Below are 16,615 nucleotides of genomic sequence, written 5' to 3' on the forward strand. Positions count from 1 at the left end.
ATGTTAATTTATCAATAAATTAAAATAATGGTCGACAAGTAGGGCTGAAAATAAAAGCATCAAGTACAAAATGCTGTATCGAAAAACTCGCATCGATATTTTGGAATCATTGCTCACAAATAAGCGAATCGCCCAATAAATAAAACCTAAATTTAAAAGACAAGCACTGGAAAAATAGATCCATCCCGATATTCCGATAATGAAAGGCAGTGAGCTAATTACGGCAAGTAGTAGCGTATAAAATAAAATATTTAATTTAGTGTAAGGAATGCCGTGAGTGTTAGGTAACATAGGAATATTTGCTTTGGCATAATCATCTATACGGTGAATGGCAAGTGCCCAAAAATGTGGAGGAGTCCAAATAAAAATAATTAAGAGAAGGATTAAACTAGCTGAATTGATGTGCCTGTGACGGCTACCCCTCCTAATAAAGGAGGAGCGGCACCTGCTAATCCTCCAATAACAATATTCTGCGGAGTGGCGTGTTTTAAATAAAGTGTGTAAATACCCGCATAGCCAATAAGCGTGGCAAAAGTTAAGAGTGCTGTAAATAAGTTAATGAAACTGACCAAAATTGCCATAGACAAAACACCTAACATACTGGCAAAGATAATTGCATTTCGCCGATTGATTCTGCCTTGCACGATAGGACGGCGGCTAGTTCGATGCATTAATTTATCCAGATGGTGCTCTAAAATCTGGTTCAACGCGGCTGCAGAAGAGGCAGCAAGCGCGATCCCCAAATTACCGAACAATAAAATACGCCAGGACACGATATCGGGACTAGCCAAACACATTCCCACTAGGGCTGTTAATATCATTAATAAAACGACACGTGGCTTACATAATTGAAGATAATCTCGCCAAGTAACGTGGGTTTGAATAAGCGGACCTATTTCAGTATATGTTTTCACTAGGAGCCCATATTTTCGGATGATTTATAATGTCTTCGTAACTTTTCTAATCGCTTATCGATTCGGCTTCGTTTTAATGACGACAAATGGTCTAGAAAGATGATGCCATTTAAATGGTCTAATTCATGTTGAATGCATTTTGCCATAAATCCATCGGCTTTTAACTCTAGTGGTTTTCCATAACGATCTTGCGCACGTACTTTAATTTTAGCAGCGCGACTGATTTTTTCGAAGGTGCCTCCACCAACTGACATACAGCCTTCTTCTTCTGCGCACTTTCCTATTCGCTCAATAATTTCTGTGTTAACTAGACATAAGGGTTGGTTTTTTTTAGAGAAAAATCGATAACGGTGATGTGTTTTGGGTTCTTTAAATCTAGTTGGGTAGCAGCTAGAGCTGCACAATTTTCGGTGTTGTAATGAGTCAAAAACATTTCGTCGATGATTTTCTGTAATTCATCATCAAAGGTTTCAACCCGTTTCGCTACAGTTTTTAATCGTGGATTAGGATACTGTAAAATTTTGAGCATTCTCGTATCTTATGGGTGTTTGCCGAGGAGAGGACTTGAACCTCCACGGAGTTGCCCCCACAAGTACCTGAAACTTGCGTGTCTACCAATTCCACCACCTCGGCATTTGGGGTAAAACTCTATCTGGCAGCCCAGAAAATGTCAAATCAAGCAAGGAGCTTGAATTTCATCTTCTCAATACAGGAGCTAGAAGCGCGTAACTAATAGGAGTCGTGGGACTGGATTAGGTAGTCTAGTGTCCAATCGATTTCCTCACGGCCTATTTCACGTAATAATTCGTTAACTTTGGAAAAATGTCGGCATCCGAAGAACCCCGGTTTGCCGAGAAAGGCGAGGGATGGGGGGCTTTTAAGATTCGGTGTCGGATATTGGTGATCAAACTGATTTTTTGTTGTGCATAAGCTCCCCACAGAAGAAATACGATCCCTTTAGGATGATCGTTCAAACTAGCAATCACATGATCCGTAAAACGATGCCACCCAATAGAGGCATGGGATTGGGGTTTGCCTGCTTCAACGGTCAGAGCTGCATTTAACAATAGAACGCCTTGTTTAGCCCATTTTTCTAAAGTTCCTTGAGAAGGAATAGGAACGTTTAAATCCTCATGCAGTTCCTTGAAGATATTTTGGAGAGAAGGCGGAAAAGCGACGCCAGGACGTACAGAGAAGGCCAGCCCGTGGGCTTGATTAGGCCCGTGATAGGGATCTTGTCCCAAAATAACTACTTTAACCGTCTCGTAGGGTGTTAATTTCAATGCATTAAAAATATCTTTTTGAGGAGGGTAAATAGTTTTCCCCGCTTTACGTTCTTTTTTGACAAAATCTAAAATAGCTTGAAAATAAGGTTTTTGTTTTTTTTCGTTGAGAACAGTTTGCCAGGTGATTTTTTCAGTCATAGTTATTGATTACTCTTCGCTGATGATGGTTACAGGCTCTCCAAAGCCCAATTTTTTAAGTTTTTTATGGAGATAATCAGACTCACTAATATTCATTAGGGGTCCAATTTGCACTCGATAAATAGGTAATTGATTATAAATTGTTTTTAAAATAAGAATTGGTTTTCTTATGTAAGAACTTAATTCTCTTTTTAAACTTTCAGCATGTGTGGCCTGCCGAAAAGCTCCTAATTGTAAAAATAAATGAGAGGAATGAAGGGAATGTGATATAGGAGTGGACGATTTTACGAGCATTATTGATCGAGTAGGAATGTGGTGATAGATGTCTATCCCTTTAACTTCTACAAATGCAGTCCCCTTGTTGGCATAACCCAATTTTTTAGCTGCTGCATAGGATAAATCAATAATGCGATGAGAAGCAAAGGGACCTCGGTCGTTGATTTTGACAATGACAGAACGACCGTTACTTAAATTAGTTACTTGCACAAAACAAGGAATAGGTAAAATAGGACTTGCTCCAGTCATTGCCAGCATATTGTAAGGTTCGCGTGTTGAAGTCAATTGTCCGTGAAATTTGCTCCCATACCATGAGGCAATACCGCGTTGTACATATCCGTGTGTAGATTTTAAAACTCGGTAACGTTTTCCATTAACCACATAAGAGGATGGATTTCCATATTTACTACGCGAGAGGGGTTTTGGTTTTGCATTAGGAATTTTGCTAACGTCCACATAATATCGAGGAGGGCCATCTTTTATTTGAGAAGCGCAGCCTAAAAAAAGAATAAACAAAACGCTGATAAAAATTGTAATGCTAGAACGAAATAAAAAGCGCTTCATGGGAGTTACGGGTCCTTCAGTTTTTAAATATAAATTATTACACTTAAATAAATTATTACACTTAAATTTAGTATATCTTAATGAAGTTAAATATTCTGCAAGAACGATTGATCAAAATATGAACAATATAAAAATTGTGTATGGAATCCATTCTGTGCGAGTTCTTCTAGAAACGGCGCCTCACACTGTTATCAATTTGCATGTGCAAAAAAATCGGGAAGATCAACGTTTACAATCCCTTATAAAAATAGCAGAAAAAGCAGGTGTAATTGTTAAATATATTTCTCGCAAGGAATTAAATATTTTTGGGGAAAAACATCAGGGAATAATTGCTGAATGTAAAAATTTCGAAAGTCTTGATGTAAATGTATTACAAGCTGTAATAAGAAATCGTGAGACCTCTGTATTATTATTAATTCTCGACGGAGTAAAAGATCCACATAATTTAGGTGCTTGTTTTCGAAGTGCTGAGGCGTTGGGCGCCCAGGCTGTGATCGTACCTAAGGATTGGGCGGCTGGAATAACGCCTGTTGTTCGCAAAGTGGCGTGCGGCGCGGTTGAGATGCTTCCCTTTATTCGCGTGACGAATTTAGCGCGTACTATTCGTTGGCTTCAAGAACAAGGGATTTGGATCATTGGGACCGCGGCCGATGCGGATTTGCACCTTCAAGATATTGATTTAACAGGAGATGTAGCTATTGTTTTGGGCAGCGAAGGCAAAGGGATACGTCATTTAACAAAGGAATGTTGCGATTTTTTAGCACAAATTCCTCTGCGAGGTAGTATAGAAAGCTTAAATGTTTCTGTGGCGTGTGGAATTTTTTTGTACGAAGTAGAACGGCAACGGATGCTCATTAATCAAATTATCGGATAAGAGTAGTTATAAGCTTAATGACTTATTTTGTTTCAGCCCATTGAGTTTTAAGAAGTTGTGTTTTTTCGTAGTGAATCTCTTTAAATTTGGCATCTAACTTTTTTAACAATTTGTTGAGGATTGACTCATCGTCTGGTTGTTGTTGGCGACTAAGAGCGCTGTGAATGGTCAAATAAACTTTATAAACGATAATAATTTTCAAAATTTTTGACAGTAATAAACAGCATAGAAATATTTAAACTGACAAAACGATTGCTAAGTTCTGACAAGGGTTCTTGATCTTTTAATTTTTTTATTTCAATTTCTGAGAGGAGAATTGAGAGGAAAACATTTTTAAAGTTTAGTGCCATGGCGCTAATTGTTGGCTCCACGTCTCTTGTTTTTCTTGCCATTGGTTGTGATGAGAATTGAATTGGTAAGATCATTCAATTTTTGTTGCACTTCGTTTAAACTTTTAGGAAAAAATTTTTCTAATTCTTTTTTCTAGACTATTTTCGAGAGGATTATTTTTGAAAATATCATCTCGAATCACTACTAAATAAAGATATGCTTTACTAAATAAAGACATGCTTTTGCAAAGAAACCGTAGCCAATTAATTTTTCTTCAAAAAGATTATAAAGATCCATTAAGCATATCATTTAATTTCTGATTTGAAAGTAAAGTTTATTCCTTTTTTTCTTTTTTTGTCTTATCTTTAATAGTTTTTATACTTTTTTAAGATTTTTTCTTGTAGTGTTTTCTATTCGTTAATTAAAAAATTAGCGTTAGTGGAGAAAAAATTATGATTATCAATACTAATACCTCATGAATAAATTTTATTAATTTTTTTTAATTTCTCTTTGCAGTTCGATATATTTTTTAATAAAATCTTCAATCGTTTTAAGCGCATAAGAATTTTACGTTTTTAACTCAATAAATATTTTACGGTTATCGTTTCAATTTTGTTCCATAACAGCTAATAAATTAAGATAACCAACAATATCGATTTCTGTCGATCGTAAATCGATTACTTTTAAACAGCAGCCAATCAAATAAGTAATACTTTGTGATTTGGCTACCAATTCATCATGTTGATCAGGTGTCATTTCTAAAACTTAAATTTTTTCTTAAAAAAATTTTCTAAAAAATCATTCACATTATAGAGATCCCTCTCGGGATGCATGACTATTTTCAATCGTTGATCTTTTTTGACAAAATCAGGGCCAAATAAGGGGTGGATAGCAATAATATCAGTAGAATTGGGTAGATGCATTTACATCACTTATACGAGGTAACTGTTTTATGGAACAAACATTGATAATGCTAGTGCTCTTTCCTAATTTAAATGTAATGCTTTAAATTATTTCTTTAAAAGAGCGAATAGCTACAGTGACAAAATAGTTTATAATTTTAACAGCATTTTAAGAGTAGTGAAATAACCAGAAGATTATCTTTTTTTTAGAAACAATATCATAAACTTTGACGTTGAAATCAGGAAGCAATAATTGTGCTAGTAATGCGCCAAAACTACCACGGCCTAAAATATTAACTATGTTACTCATGTTCTTCATAACGCTTGATACTTAAAAATAAAGTCAGATTGTTTTTAAGATCGTGAATGTCTTTCTTTAGAGAATTGTAAGTCATAAAGTTCTACACAAGCTTTATTTGCAATAACAACTGCGGTTTTCGGCAATTCACCAGCCTTTAAAAGGAGAGCGGATTCTGCTGTGTCATTCTCATCGATGATAGGGAAGCCTTAAAAATTCGTCGTTAAAAATTTACGACATTGACGCAGAGCCTGACGATGAGAATGAATTTCCGTAATTTGTTTTATTGAAATTCTAAGAAGAGTAATTAAATTTTGACTGACTGGAATGTGAAACATATCTACAATTTGACAACGATATTTAGCCAACGCTTCGATACTCTCAATAACGATGCCAACCTGGACATTTTTTATAGTAAAAATGCCAAAATCAATTTCTTTATTTTCAAGAGCTCGAAATAAATTTTCGGAAGATATCAAATAATTAAGTGAAAATTGGTAATCTTGTATGTCTTTACGAATTGTTGATCTGTAATTTTAGAAAAACCACCTTTCGCCCCTTGGATGCCAATCGATTTCATTTTTTTTAATTCCGGATAATTATTAATTTTAAGATCTCGAGATTTTTCATGATGGATTTAAAAATAGTGGCCACTGCTTCTGCCAGTAAAGGTCCTTTATTTTGAGTAGTGATTTTTTCTAAAATTTCTGCTTTCCGTTTAGGACGATAAAATTTTGTAAGCTTCCCATCTTCTGCTACCTTGACTTTCACAATTTCTAACGCGTATTCTGCCCGTTGATTAAGCAAATCATTAATTTGATAATCTATTTCGTCGATTTTTTGGCGTAGGTTTAATTAAAGCTCACTATTATTGGACACTCGTTTTCTCCTCATTCTGGTGACGCCGGATAATAACAGCTTCAGCTAATTTACTAAATGCTATTTCTGTGTCTTCCCAGGAAATACAAGCGTCAGTGATACTTTGTCCATACTTTAGCAGTTTACCAGATTCTAGAGCTTGTTTGCCTTGAATTAAATTGCTTTCAATCATGATGCCAAAAATTGAGAGGCTTCCTTGATGGATCTGCTCGCAAATTGAATCTATAACTTGCATTTGTTTTTTATGATCTTTCCCGCTATTACCATGGCTGCAATCGACCATTATCAAAGGAGATAAATGGGCCGACTTTAATCTTTTTACAGTTTCTGCAATTGTTATCGGGTCATAGTTAGTGCCTTGAGTGGAACCACGCAAAATAACGTGACTGTCTTGATTACCTGTAGTGCTGATAATAGCGGCGATGCCCTGTTCAGAGACACCCAAGAAATGATGGGAGTGATGAGCAGCAAGGACAGCGTCAATAGCTACTTGTATGCTTCCTGCTGTTCCATTTTTGAAGCCAATGGGCATTGAGAGTCCTGAAGCGAGTTCTCGGTGGATTTGACTTTCGGTGGTTCGAGCTCCGATGGCTGACCAGGTCGTTAAGTCGGAGATGTATTGGGGAATAATAGTGTCTAAAAATTCACTACCGGTGGGCACCCCTAACTGATTGATATCTAAAAGCAAACGTCGGGCGATCCGTAAACCTTGATTAATTTGAAAACTGCCGTCTAAATGTGGATCGTTTATTAAACCTTTCCATCCAATAATGGTGCGAGGCTTTTCAAAATAAACTCGCATGATAATAAATAATTCACTTGAGTATTGGGCCATGCAGTCTTTAAGGCGAGAAGCGTATTCCAGAGCAGCTCCAAAATCGTGTATGGAACAAGGGCCGACAACTACCAACAGGCGATCATCTTCTCCATGGATAATGCTTTTTGCGGTTGTTCGTGCTTGGTTTATCTGGCTGGCAATTGTATCTGTTAGGGGTAACTCTTCGATAAGAAGAGCGGGAAGGATCAAGGGCCGTATAGTTTTTATTCTTAAATTGTCTGTTTTTTGCATAATAGCGACCTTTTAAAAGTCTGTGTTTAAACTGATTATGGCGAATTTGAAAAGGTAAAAACAGATAATTAGCGCTTTGAACGCTAAACCAAAAAAGAATAAAAAAAGAGATAAACTCTGTATTGTAAGGTCATAATATTTTTTTACCATCCTTATGCTAAATTGTTGAGAATTCTTTCATCATACGGCAGTAAAATCACTAAGCCAGAATTTGTTGAAGTTTTGTCTGCATATTTGATTATATCCTATTCTTGATACAGAATGACCTTTTCATTTTATTTATAGGGAGTAAAATATAGGGAGTAAAAAAATAAAAGTGAAAACTTTTGGAAAGTCCCTTATCAGTGTTTTAGCAATTTTTTTTATTAGTAGTAGGCTGTAGACCTCGTTAAACAGAATTCGTTGTTCATCCAGGCGCTTGGAGTAATTACCAATGTGTTGCTGGTAATATCCATTTTTCTGCACAGAGCCGATGGTATGGTTGGGCAACGACGAAAGCAGGTGCTTGCATGAACGCGCTAGGTAAATGTACTGCTGCTCATAGCCGATTCCTAAGTAATTGTCATAATTCTCTATTACAAGCATGAGATAATATCTGAAGTGGAGCTGTCGTTTTTGGAGTAATTTGTATAGCCCTCTTAGCAGGTTGCAGGGTTTCCCTCAATGGTCTCTCTCTAGCGGGCCCTCATTCATAGATTAAATAATGGTATACATGCTGCGTTAAAAACCGCGCTCGGCCCGGGGCTTTGGAGCGGTACTTCGCGCAATCAGTTTCATGCTAAATCCTACACTTTTACTCATTGCGATCGGTTCAGTGGCAGGCCAGCTATGTACTATTTTAGCTATTGCAAATTTCATAGCTTCAAATTTCATAGCTTCTAAGATAAGTAGACGATTGATTTTTTTACTGATTGATTAGGTTCAACAAAAATTTTAATAACGGTTTCTGACATGGGAGCAATAAATTGATTATCAGCAATTTCTTTGTTAGTTATTGAATCTTTAAGATTTTTCTTTGAAAGTACAAAATGGCTCGCTTTATACAAAGATATGCCAATCTTCTTCACAAAGAATGGCTGCTGCTTCTAAAACTTGATTGTTCTAAATAATTTTAAACTGTTGATGATTTTGCTTTTGTTCATTAATCAAAAATGAACGTTCAAGAAGAATTAATTCATCACCATTGGGATTTTCCATAGCTTTAATTTCGAAGCTATCTTCTTTATATCAAAATTGTAATATTTTTCAGGGAGTGAAAGCAAACGCCAATTGTCGTGAATAAACCACGGGGAGTAAGGATCTACTGATTGGGAAGCTAATTTTTTAATTGTCGTTTTTTATTGCTGCAACTCGGTGAAACAAGCAATTAATAAAATCTCGTCGGGTAATAATTCTTTTTTAAGAATTCTAGAGATTTCAGCTTCAACTAATGTTGTATGAATTTTAGCCTCTTTAAAGGGTTGAGTTCCACAAATTTGGTGGGGAAAGGATGTATTTGTATTAATTCCGATAAGAAATTTTTTTCTAAGGTGTTTTGTAATAATTGTAAAGCAGTTGCTCGATCTTTTTGGTGAACAATTAATTTGGCGATGAGGGGCGTAATAGGGAGTAATAATATCATTTTGAGTGATTCCCATATCGAACCGTATTCGTTCCTCTTTGGGGGGGGGTAAATCAAAGTAAGTTATTTTTCCGATAGAGGCAGCGAAATTATTTTCGCGATCTACATAAATCCGCGCTTCAAAAGCATGCCCTGTTACTTTGATTTGCTCTTAGGAACAAGGAAGAGATTCGCTGCTAGTGATTCTGAATTGCCATTCTACCAAATCTAATCCAGTTATAATTTCCGTTACTGGATGCTCAACCTGTAAACGAGTATTCATTTCCATGAAGTAAAATTTTCTGACTGATCTACCAGAAATTAGACCGTTCCAGCACCTTCATAATTAACAGTTTTGGCAGCTGTTATAGCAGTTTCCCCCATTTTTTATCGGGTAGTTTTTTTAAAATTGTGGGGTAATTTCTTCCTCAATAATTTTTGGTAGCGACGTTGAATAGAACAATCTCGATTGAATAGATAAATGCCATCACCTTTCTGGTTCAGAAAGATTTTCACTTCCAGATCGCGCGCCGGTTTTATATATTTTTCCAGAAAAACAGTATCATTATCAAAATTGGATTTTAGTTCGCGTTGCGCGGATCGCAGTGCGTTTTCGAAGTCATTACTATTGGTCACTAAAGGCATTCCCCCCCTCGCCGCCAGCAGCTGCTTTAATTAAAAGAGGGAATCCTATGCTTATAGCTTCTTCCTGCAATATGTTTAAATCTTGGAAAGCATCTTGATAACCTGGCACTACCGGAACACCGGATTTTTCGATTAATTGCTTGGCTTCGCGTTTGTCTTCCATAATACTAATAGCTTAGGAGGGGGGAGCAATAAAAATAATTTCTTTTTTTTGGCATAGACTGGCGAATTTTGCATCCTCAGATAAAAATCTATAACCGGGATAAATAGGCTGCACTTTTGCTTTCAGCGAAACAATGTCGATAATTTTTTTGACTATTTAAATAACTTTTTGCAGGAGGAGGCGGACTGATCAAAAAAAGACTCATCAGCTAATTTGACATGACGCACCTCTTTATCAATGGAAGAATAAACTACAACAGTTTTAATGCCATATTTTTATAGCCGTTTTAATTATTCGACAAGCAATTTCGCGGCGATTAGCAATTAATAATTTTCGAAATATAGAGATTCTAAACTCCTTAACTACTGATTAGAGTTTATTTTTTAAAAATACTTGAATTCTATCTTGAGCTTCCTTGGAAGAACGAATGGTAGCTAACAGCGCTGCAGTTTGCGAAATAACAGTTTCGTTAATTGAATACAAATTATTGAGCAATTGTTTGACTTGATATAAAGCTTGTGGACCATTTTGGCTAATTAATTTAGCCAGATTTTTTCCAGTTGTTAGCAATTCATTCTGATTAACAACGTGGTGGAGAAGTCCTAATTTTTGCGCTTCTAAGGCATTGAAAAATTCCGCCGTTAGAAAATAGCGGCGAGTAGCGTTATATCCAATAGCGCGAATGATGTAAGGTGCAATAGTTGTAGGAGTTAGTCCTAATTTAACTTCTGAAAAACAAAATTTAGCATCGGTAGAAGCAATCACAACGTCGCAGCAAGCAATTAAACCAATACCTCCCCCAATAATATTTCCTTGAACTAAAGCAATATTAGGTTTCGACAAGTGATTAATCAATTGCAAAAGGTGGGCAAAAGCGAGTGCATCAGCTTCATTTTCTTCACGAGTGAATCCTGCCATACGTTTCATCCAATTTAAATCGGCACCCGCGCAAAAATTGCTCCCCTCCGCATTGATAATAATGACTTGACACGTTTCTTCGTGATTTGCTTGTTGTAAAGCTTGTTTTAATTCAGAAATAAATTGATCATCAAACGCATTATGTTTTTCAGGACGGTTTAAAGTAATTAAACCTATATTTTCTTCATAACGTTGACGGATATAAGTAAATTCATTCATGATTATCCTTCTTTTTTTTACATTCGCAAAATTCCAAAACGGGTTTCCCGAATAGGTGCATTTAGGCTTGCAGAAATGCAAAGACCTAATATTCGACGAGTGTCGAGAGGGTTAATAACACCATCGTCCCATAGTCGAGCACTGGAATAGTAAGGGTTAGCTTGTGCTTCATAATTAGTCCGGATACTGGCTTTAAATTGAGCTTCTTCTTTTTCATCCCATATTTCGCTGTGCCGTTTCATTTGGTCGCGTTTTACTTGTGCCAAGACGTTTGCAGCTTGTTCGCCCCCCATAACTCCAATACGTGCATTAGGCCACATAAATAAAAATCTGGATCGTAACCACGACCACACATAGCATAATTTCCTGCACCGTAACTATTTCCAATAATAACAGTGAATTTCGGAATTTCTGTACATGCGACAGCATGAACCATTTTGGCACCATGTTTAGAAATGCCTGCATTTTCATATTTTTTACCGACCATAAAACCGGTGATATTTTGAAAAAAAACCAGAGGAATTTTACGTTGACTACATAATTCGATAAAATGGATACCTTTAAGCGCAGATTCGGAAAAGAGAATGCCATTATTGGCAATAATCCCTATAGGATAACCATAAATATGTGCAAAGCCACAAACTAATGTGGTTCCGTACAATGCTTTAAATTCTTCAAATGAAGAACCATCAACCAATCGAGCAATAATTTCCTGAACATCATAAGGTTGCCGGGGATCCGTGTTAATGATTCCTAAAAGTTCTTCAATAGGGTAAGCAGGTTCTTGAGGAGTGCAGATATAAAGGGAGATATTTTTTTTACGGTTCAGATTATTTACAATATTTCGAGTTAATTTGAGTGCTTGCCGCTCATTTTCAGCTAAATAGTCAGCTACACCAGAAAGTCGACAATGAACGTTGGCGCCTCCCAATTCTTCGCTAGTAATCACTTCGCCTATCGCTGCTTTTACGAGAGGGGGCCACCCAGAAAAATAGTCGCTTGATTTTTTACCATGACTACTTCATCCGCCATTGCAGGGATATAGGCTCCTCCTGCAGTACAGGATCCCATAACGACAGCAATTTGTGGAATATTTTTAGAAGACAAACGTGCTTGATTATAAAAAATATGACCAAAATGATCCCGATCAGGAAAAACTTCATCTTGTTTGGGTAAGTAAGCTCCGCCAGAATCGACGAGATAGATACAGGGGAGGTTATTTTCTTCTGCAATAGTTTGAGCACGTAAATGTTTTTTTACACTAATAGGGTAATAGCTGCCACCTTTAACGGTAGCATCATTAGCTACGATTACGCATTCTTGTCCCGCAATTTGCCCAATTCCACTGATGACTCCTCCTGCAGGCACGGTGTCATCGTAAAGTTGATAACCAGCGAGAGTAGAGAATTCTAGGAAAGGAGAACCCGGATCCAATAAATGATCGATACGTTCTCGTACTAATAACTTTCCTTGTTCCCGTTGACGGTTGCGAGCTTTTTCCGAGCCTCCTTGCTTAATTTCAGACAGTACTCTTTCCAGTTCTTGAATCTGTGCATCCATGGCGTTTTTGTTATTCTTAAATTCATCGCTGTTAATTTTTATTTTCGAAATAATTTTTGGCATAGATGATCTTTTTCCTTTTCATACCTCATACTCACCCTAACCTTCCCGAAAAGGAAGGAGGGTGGGAGAGTTAGATAGGTTTTAAAAAGTTTCTCTTTTAATTGCAATGGCTGTTGCTTCTCCTCCGCCGATGCATAAGGAGGCGATGCCGCGTTGCAAATTATTTTTTTGTAAAAATAGAGAGTAAAGTGACCATAATGCGCACGCCAGAAGCCCCGATAGGATGCCCTAACGCACAAAGCCCCTCCGTAGAGATTAACTTTTTTATGCGGTAAACCAATTTCTTTCATAGCTGCCATTATAACAAGCGGCAAAGGCTTCGTTAATTTCAAATAAATCGACCTCTTCTTTTTTCCAACCAATTTTTCCTAATAAGCCTTGGATAGCGTTAATTGGTGCTGTTGTAAATCAGGCAGGCTCTTGGGCATGAGTGAAATGGCCGACAATTTTTCCCATTGCTCGGATATTCATTTTTTTTGCTTCTGAGAGTCGCATCAAGATTAATACCGCTGTGCCATCTGAAATGAATCTGGAGTTTGCTACTGTTACTAATCTATCTGGTTTAAAAGCAGCCTTTAAATGGGGAATTTTTTCTGGGTTAGCTTTCAGAGCATTTTTCATGATGAATAACTTCAATAGTTTCTTTCCCGTGTTTTACTGTAATCGAAACAATTTCTTGCGAAAAGGTCCCATCAATGATGTAAGAGCAAAATTATCCAGTTCTTTTCGCGAAAATTGATATTTATTGACACATTTTTCTGCAAATACACCCATGGCTTTTCTAGTATCATATGCATCTATCATATGCATCCTCTAAGCCATCTAGCATTATGTGGTCATAAATTCGGTTGTGTGCCCCCGGTTGTGTGTGTCCCCCAGTCGATAACTAAAACGAGCTTTCATAAGGAGATAGGGGCCCCACAGACATATTTTCCATACCGCCAGCAACAACATACTACTCATAAGAGTTGGCGAGAATCCCATCATGGGCTAACATAATAGCTTTCATCCTAGACCCATACATCTTGTTAACAGTGGTGCAGAGAATATTGGGCGGAAGCCTGCTGCGGAAGCCTGCTTTATAGCGGCTTGCCGAGTAGGCGCTTGTCCTGCTCGGCGGAAAGTACACAACCACCTATAATGACGACTTCGTCGATATTTTTGGGCTCAAGTCCGGTGTGTTCAACGGTCGCTTTGATTGCTGCAGTGCCTAATTCACTCGAAAGGGTTTCTTTGAAATACCCGCCGCCATAATGCCCAATTGACGTACGAGTGGCGCTTACGACAACAATTGAATTTTTTATCATTGTTTACCTTCTTGAAAGAGCTCACGGCCAATTACAATTCGTCTAATTTCTGATGTACCCGCACCGATTTCGTATAATTTAGCATCACGCAAAAATCGTTCTACTGGAAATTCCGTAATATATCCATTACCACCTAAACATTGAATAGCTTGCAAAGCCACTTGGGTAGCATTTTCAGCAGCAAACATCAATGCACTCGCGGCATCTTTTGGATAAATTTTCCCACGATCGGCCGATTGGGCTACCGCATATACGTAAGATCGGCTGGCGTTTAATGCGGTATATATATCAGCTATTTTAGCTTGAATCAATTGAAATTCACCTATGGATTTTTTAAATTGTTTGCGTTCATGAATATAAGGTAACACACAATCCAAACAGGCTTGCATTATTCCCAAAGGTCCACCGGCGAGAACAAGCCGTTCGTAATCAAGTCCACTCATCAGTATGGGAACACCCCGATTAATTTCCCCCAATACATTTCCTTTGGGCACTTTGCAATTATCAAAAACTAATTCACAGGTATCTGATCCACGCATCCCTAATTTATTGAGCTTTTGAGCAGTTCGATAACCTTGGAATTTTTTTCAATTAAAAACGCACTGATGCCACGTGACCCGACGGTGGGATCGGTTTTGGCATACACAATTAGCACGTCCGCTTCAAAACCATTCGTAATCCACATTTTAGTGCCATTTAAGATAAATCCATCTGCTTCTTCTTTGGCGGAGAGGCGCATACTAATGACATCGGAGCCGATTCGGTTTCGCTCATAGCCAATGCACCAACATACTCTCCGCTAATTAACTTGGGTAAATAACGTTGTTTTTGTGCTTCCGTACCAAAACGACTCAGTTGATTAACGCATAAATTGGAATGGGCACTGTAACTTAATCCAACGGAAGCCGAAGTACGACTAATTTCCTCCATAGCAACTACATGGGCAAGATAGCCATATGGGTGCCCCCGTATTTTTCATCGACCGTAATTCCGAAAAAACCTAATTCACCCAACTTGGGCCAAAGATCGCGTGGGAATTGATTCGTCACATCTATTTCCCTTGCTCGAGGAGCAATTTCTTGTTCAGAAAACTGTTGTACTCCTTGGCGTAGCATGTGAACGGTATCATCAAGCTGGAAATTGAGTCCGTGAATCATGTTATAATTACCTTAGTTATGGTGGAGAGCTCAGTTACTCTCGTAAGCAACATAGGTGACTATTTTTATTTTCAAATAGATACCTAAGTTACTTAGCAGGAAGTTCCTGATAAGTTTTCGTTATTTTAACCATTCAATATGGAAGATAACATGATAAGGGCTTCAAGAGATACTCCATTAATTTCCAGTTGGGTTCATTATCTTGTGGATTATCAAGCTATATTTGCTGCTTTAACCCACGATGATTGGGAGCAGAAAATTTTAGATTATCCTTCCAGGGTTTCGTTTAATGCTGAAATGTATCAAGCCGAGTACATCAGTCTGGTGAGTGCTGATTCTCATTATGATCTTAAACTTTTAGATATGTCCGCGCATGTTGATAAGGTTATTCAAGACTTAGTGACCCAACTTTACATTACGAAGATCGAATTCAAGAACAAGGCGAGAAGACCCTGGAAAATATCCTCAGCGTTTCGAATTATTATACGCAACTTTTTTGTAAATAATTATTCTCAAGGCCGAATAGAAGACCGCTATCAAGTTGCTCATTTACCTTGCTTTTCTTTCAAAGACTTTCAATTTGAGTTAGTGTTATGTACCGATCTCCTGTTCCAAAGTAGACAAACTTCACCACAGCTCGTTATTAGCGAACTTTGCCAAGTGTCCCAAGAAGTACGCGTATTTCCGCTTTTGGATGAGAAGGGTAGGAAGTTTCTGCTTCGCTCGGGGAGGCAGTTATGGTTTTTTAGAGGAACGAGATTACGGAATTGAAGTGCGGGAAGTTCCTTATAAACTGCAGAAAGGAAGTAACACGATGTTGCGGATATGGACAAAAAAGTTGGCTTTATGATTTACGAATATTTGCGTCCTTTATTGTTTCAGTTAGAACCCGAACAAGCGCATTATTTGACCTTAACTGCTTTAAAATCATCTTTCCGTCCTTGGATGATCAAACGATATCTGCAGCATTTTCCACAAAAACCTATCTCAGCGTTTGGTTTGCAATTTCCAAATCCGGTTGGGCTTGCAGCAGGCTTGGACAAAAATGGTGATTACATAGATCCATTACTTGGACTTGGTTTTGGTTTTGTAGAAATAGGCGCAGTGACTCCAAAATCCCAACCCGGCAATCTAAAGCCCCGCTTATTTCGTCTATCAAAGGCACAAGCGTTAATTAACCGTTTAGGGTTCAATAATGCGGGTGTTGATTATTTCGTGAAACAACTCAAAAAGCGAAAAGTAAAGGGTATTGTTGGGGTAAATATCGGTAAAAATTTAACAACTTCTTTGGAAAATGCTTATGAGGATTATCGATATTGTTTTGAAAAAACATATCCTTACGTAGATTATGTGACAATAAATATCTCTTCTCCAAACACCCCCGGCTTACGAGAATTGCAATCTGAACAATATCTTTCAAAATTACTCAGTCAACTTAAAGAAGAACAGCGTC

The 16,615-nt window shown here is 37.6% G+C and carries 18 protein-coding genes, 1 tRNA gene and 6 pseudogenes; 3 read left to right on the forward strand and 22 right to left on the reverse strand.

Annotation, left to right across the window (positions count from 1 at the left end; translation table 11 throughout):
* Positions 1-3: 3 nt before the first annotated feature.
* The 5 genes and pseudogenes from cyoE to B1F79_RS02685 form a co-directional block, all read right to left on the reverse strand.
* Positions 4-914: pseudogene (gene cyoE, locus B1F79_RS02665) on the reverse strand (heme o synthase).
* A pseudogene (gene def, locus B1F79_RS02670) lies at positions 914-1,443 on the reverse strand (peptide deformylase). The pseudogenes cyoE and def overlap by 1 nt, the downstream one beginning before the upstream one ends.
* Positions 1,444-1,463: 20 nt before the next feature.
* A tRNA-Leu gene (locus tag B1F79_RS02675) sits at positions 1,464-1,547 on the reverse strand.
* 96 nt (positions 1,548-1,643) lie between these two features.
* Positions 1,644-2,338, reverse strand: a pseudogene (gene ung / locus B1F79_RS02680) (uracil-DNA glycosylase).
* Positions 2,339-2,347: 9 nt separating this feature from the next.
* Complete coding sequence (locus tag B1F79_RS02685; protein ID WP_251365889.1) at positions 2,348-3,130, reverse strand: septal ring lytic transglycosylase RlpA family protein; 783 nt, start codon at positions 3,128-3,130, stop codon at positions 2,348-2,350.
* Positions 3,131-3,296: 166 nt separating this feature from the next.
* On the opposite strand from B1F79_RS02685, the gene rlmB reads away from it, so the two are divergent.
* Positions 3,297-4,052: a 23S rRNA (guanosine(2251)-2'-O)-methyltransferase RlmB gene (rlmB, locus tag B1F79_RS02690; protein WP_251365890.1), complete on the forward strand. Its 756-nt coding sequence runs from the start codon at positions 3,297-3,299 to the stop codon at positions 4,050-4,052.
* Between the two features lie 179 nt (positions 4,053-4,231).
* Here the strand turns inward: rlmB and B1F79_RS02695 are convergent, their stop codons facing one another.
* The 17 genes and pseudogenes from B1F79_RS02695 to B1F79_RS02765 all read right to left on the reverse strand — a co-directional run bounded on the left by B1F79_RS02695 (position 4,232) and on the right by B1F79_RS02765 (position 15,162).
* Complete coding sequence (locus B1F79_RS02695) at positions 4,232-4,444, reverse strand: hypothetical protein (protein ID WP_251365891.1); 213 nt, start codon at positions 4,442-4,444, stop codon at positions 4,232-4,234.
* A 544-nt stretch (positions 4,445-4,988) separates the two neighbouring features.
* Positions 4,989-5,138, reverse strand: coding sequence for a hypothetical protein (locus B1F79_RS02700; protein ID WP_251365892.1), 150 nt, complete (start codon positions 5,136-5,138; stop codon positions 4,989-4,991).
* Between the two features lie 653 nt (positions 5,139-5,791).
* Positions 5,792-6,061: a prephenate dehydratase domain-containing protein gene (locus B1F79_RS02705; protein ID WP_251365893.1), complete on the reverse strand. Its 270-nt coding sequence runs from the start codon at positions 6,059-6,061 to the stop codon at positions 5,792-5,794.
* Between the two features lie 106 nt (positions 6,062-6,167).
* Positions 6,168-6,422 (reverse strand): annotated as a pseudogene (gene pheA / locus B1F79_RS02710) (chorismate mutase); the annotation flags it as partial.
* A gap of 28 nt (positions 6,423-6,450) precedes the next feature.
* A complete protein-coding gene (locus B1F79_RS02715; protein ID WP_251365895.1) occupies positions 6,451-7,530 on the reverse strand; it encodes a 3-deoxy-7-phosphoheptulonate synthase in 1,080 nt (359 codons plus the stop codon).
* A 1,337-nt stretch (positions 7,531-8,867) separates the two neighbouring features.
* Positions 8,868-9,296, reverse strand: coding sequence for a biotin carboxylase domain-containing protein (locus tag B1F79_RS06870; RefSeq protein ID WP_372443120.1), 429 nt, complete (start codon positions 9,294-9,296; stop codon positions 8,868-8,870).
* A gap of 6 nt (positions 9,297-9,302) precedes the next feature.
* Complete coding sequence (locus B1F79_RS06875; RefSeq protein ID WP_372443117.1) at positions 9,303-9,419, reverse strand: ATP-binding protein; 117 nt, start codon at positions 9,417-9,419, stop codon at positions 9,303-9,305.
* A gap of 98 nt (positions 9,420-9,517) precedes the next feature.
* Positions 9,518-9,775, reverse strand: coding sequence for an ATP-binding protein (locus tag B1F79_RS02725; RefSeq protein WP_251365897.1), 258 nt, complete (start codon positions 9,773-9,775; stop codon positions 9,518-9,520).
* On the reverse strand, positions 9,756-9,938 hold the full coding sequence (locus B1F79_RS02730) for an ATP-binding protein (RefSeq protein WP_251365898.1): 183 nt from the start codon (positions 9,936-9,938) through the stop codon (positions 9,756-9,758). The genes B1F79_RS02725 and B1F79_RS02730 overlap by 20 nt, the downstream gene beginning before the upstream one ends.
* Positions 9,939-9,950: 12 nt before the next feature.
* Positions 9,951-10,052 (reverse strand): biotin carboxylase N-terminal domain-containing protein, encoded by a 102-nt coding sequence (locus B1F79_RS06880; protein WP_372443118.1) that lies wholly within the window; start codon positions 10,050-10,052, stop codon positions 9,951-9,953.
* A gap of 255 nt (positions 10,053-10,307) precedes the next feature.
* The gene (locus B1F79_RS02735) at positions 10,308-11,075 is read right to left on the reverse strand and encodes an enoyl-CoA hydratase-related protein (protein WP_251365899.1); all 768 of its coding nucleotides are present in this window, start codon (positions 11,073-11,075) and stop codon (positions 10,308-10,310) included.
* 17 nt (positions 11,076-11,092) lie between these two features.
* Positions 11,093-12,698, reverse strand: a pseudogene (locus B1F79_RS02740) (carboxyl transferase domain-containing protein).
* The gene (locus B1F79_RS07185; RefSeq protein ID WP_251365900.1) at positions 12,674-13,030 is read right to left on the reverse strand and encodes a thiolase family protein; all 357 of its coding nucleotides are present in this window, start codon (positions 13,028-13,030) and stop codon (positions 12,674-12,676) included. Before B1F79_RS07185 ends, B1F79_RS02740 begins: the two are co-directional and overlap by 25 nt.
* 76 nt (positions 13,031-13,106) lie before the next feature.
* Positions 13,107-13,319 (reverse strand): hypothetical protein, encoded by a 213-nt coding sequence (locus B1F79_RS02750; RefSeq protein ID WP_251365901.1) that lies wholly within the window; start codon positions 13,317-13,319, stop codon positions 13,107-13,109.
* Positions 13,320-13,352: 33 nt separating this feature from the next.
* Entirely contained in the window at positions 13,353-13,502 is a 150-nt protein-coding gene (locus tag B1F79_RS02755; protein WP_251365902.1) for a hypothetical protein, read from the reverse strand.
* 275 nt (positions 13,503-13,777) lie between these two features.
* Complete coding sequence (locus B1F79_RS02760) at positions 13,778-14,005, reverse strand: thiolase family protein (RefSeq protein ID WP_251365903.1); 228 nt, start codon at positions 14,003-14,005, stop codon at positions 13,778-13,780.
* A pseudogene (locus B1F79_RS02765) lies at positions 14,002-15,162 on the reverse strand (isovaleryl-CoA dehydrogenase). Before B1F79_RS02765 ends, B1F79_RS02760 begins: the two are co-directional and overlap by 4 nt.
* A 150-nt stretch (positions 15,163-15,312) precedes the next feature.
* Here B1F79_RS02765 and B1F79_RS02770 point away from each other — a divergent pair.
* Complete coding sequence (locus B1F79_RS02770) at positions 15,313-15,933, forward strand: hypothetical protein (RefSeq protein ID WP_251365904.1); 621 nt, start codon at positions 15,313-15,315, stop codon at positions 15,931-15,933.
* 75 nt (positions 15,934-16,008) lie between these two features.
* On the forward strand, positions 16,009-16,615 hold a 607-nt coding region (gene pyrD / locus B1F79_RS02775; RefSeq protein WP_251365905.1), incomplete at its 3' end, for a dihydroorotate dehydrogenase (quinone).

Source organism: Coxiella-like endosymbiont of Rhipicephalus sanguineus (genome assembly GCF_018687865.1).

Excerpts from the sequence above, each read along its gene's own strand:
- B1F79_RS02750 (WP_251365901.1), bottom strand. The coding sequence starts at position 13,319 with ATGAAAAATGCTCTGAAAGCTAACCCAGAAAAAATTCCCCATTTAAAG.
- B1F79_RS02760 (WP_251365903.1), bottom strand. The coding sequence starts at position 14,005 with ATGATAAAAAATTCAATTGTTGTCGTAAGCGCCACTCGTACGTCAATT.
- B1F79_RS02770 (WP_251365904.1), top strand. The coding sequence starts at position 15,313 with ATGATAAGGGCTTCAAGAGATACTCCATTAATTTCCAGTTGGGTTCAT.
- B1F79_RS02725 (WP_251365897.1), bottom strand. The coding sequence starts at position 9,775 with ATGCCTTTAGTGACCAATAGTAATGACTTCGAAAACGCACTGCGATCC.
- B1F79_RS02715 (WP_251365895.1), bottom strand. The coding sequence starts at position 7,530 with ATGCAAAAAACAGACAATTTAAGAATAAAAACTATACGGCCCTTGATC.
- B1F79_RS02755 (WP_251365902.1), bottom strand. The coding sequence starts at position 13,502 with ATGATAGATGCATATGATACTAGAAAAGCCATGGGTGTATTTGCAGAA.
- B1F79_RS02700 (WP_251365892.1), bottom strand. The coding sequence starts at position 5,138 with ATGACACCTGATCAACATGATGAATTGGTAGCCAAATCACAAAGTATT.
- B1F79_RS02730 (WP_251365898.1), bottom strand. The coding sequence starts at position 9,938 with ATGGAAGACAAACGCGAAGCCAAGCAATTAATCGAAAAATCCGGTGTT.
- B1F79_RS02735 (WP_251365899.1), bottom strand. The coding sequence starts at position 11,075 with ATGAATGAATTTACTTATATCCGTCAACGTTATGAAGAAAATATAGGT.
- B1F79_RS02695 (WP_251365891.1), bottom strand. The coding sequence starts at position 4,444 with ATGGCAAGAAAAACAAGAGACGTGGAGCCAACAATTAGCGCCATGGCA.
- B1F79_RS06875 (WP_372443117.1), bottom strand. The coding sequence starts at position 9,419 with ATGGAAATGAATACTCGTTTACAGGTTGAGCATCCAGTAACGGAAATT.
- rlmB (WP_251365890.1), top strand. The coding sequence starts at position 3,297 with ATGAACAATATAAAAATTGTGTATGGAATCCATTCTGTGCGAGTTCTT.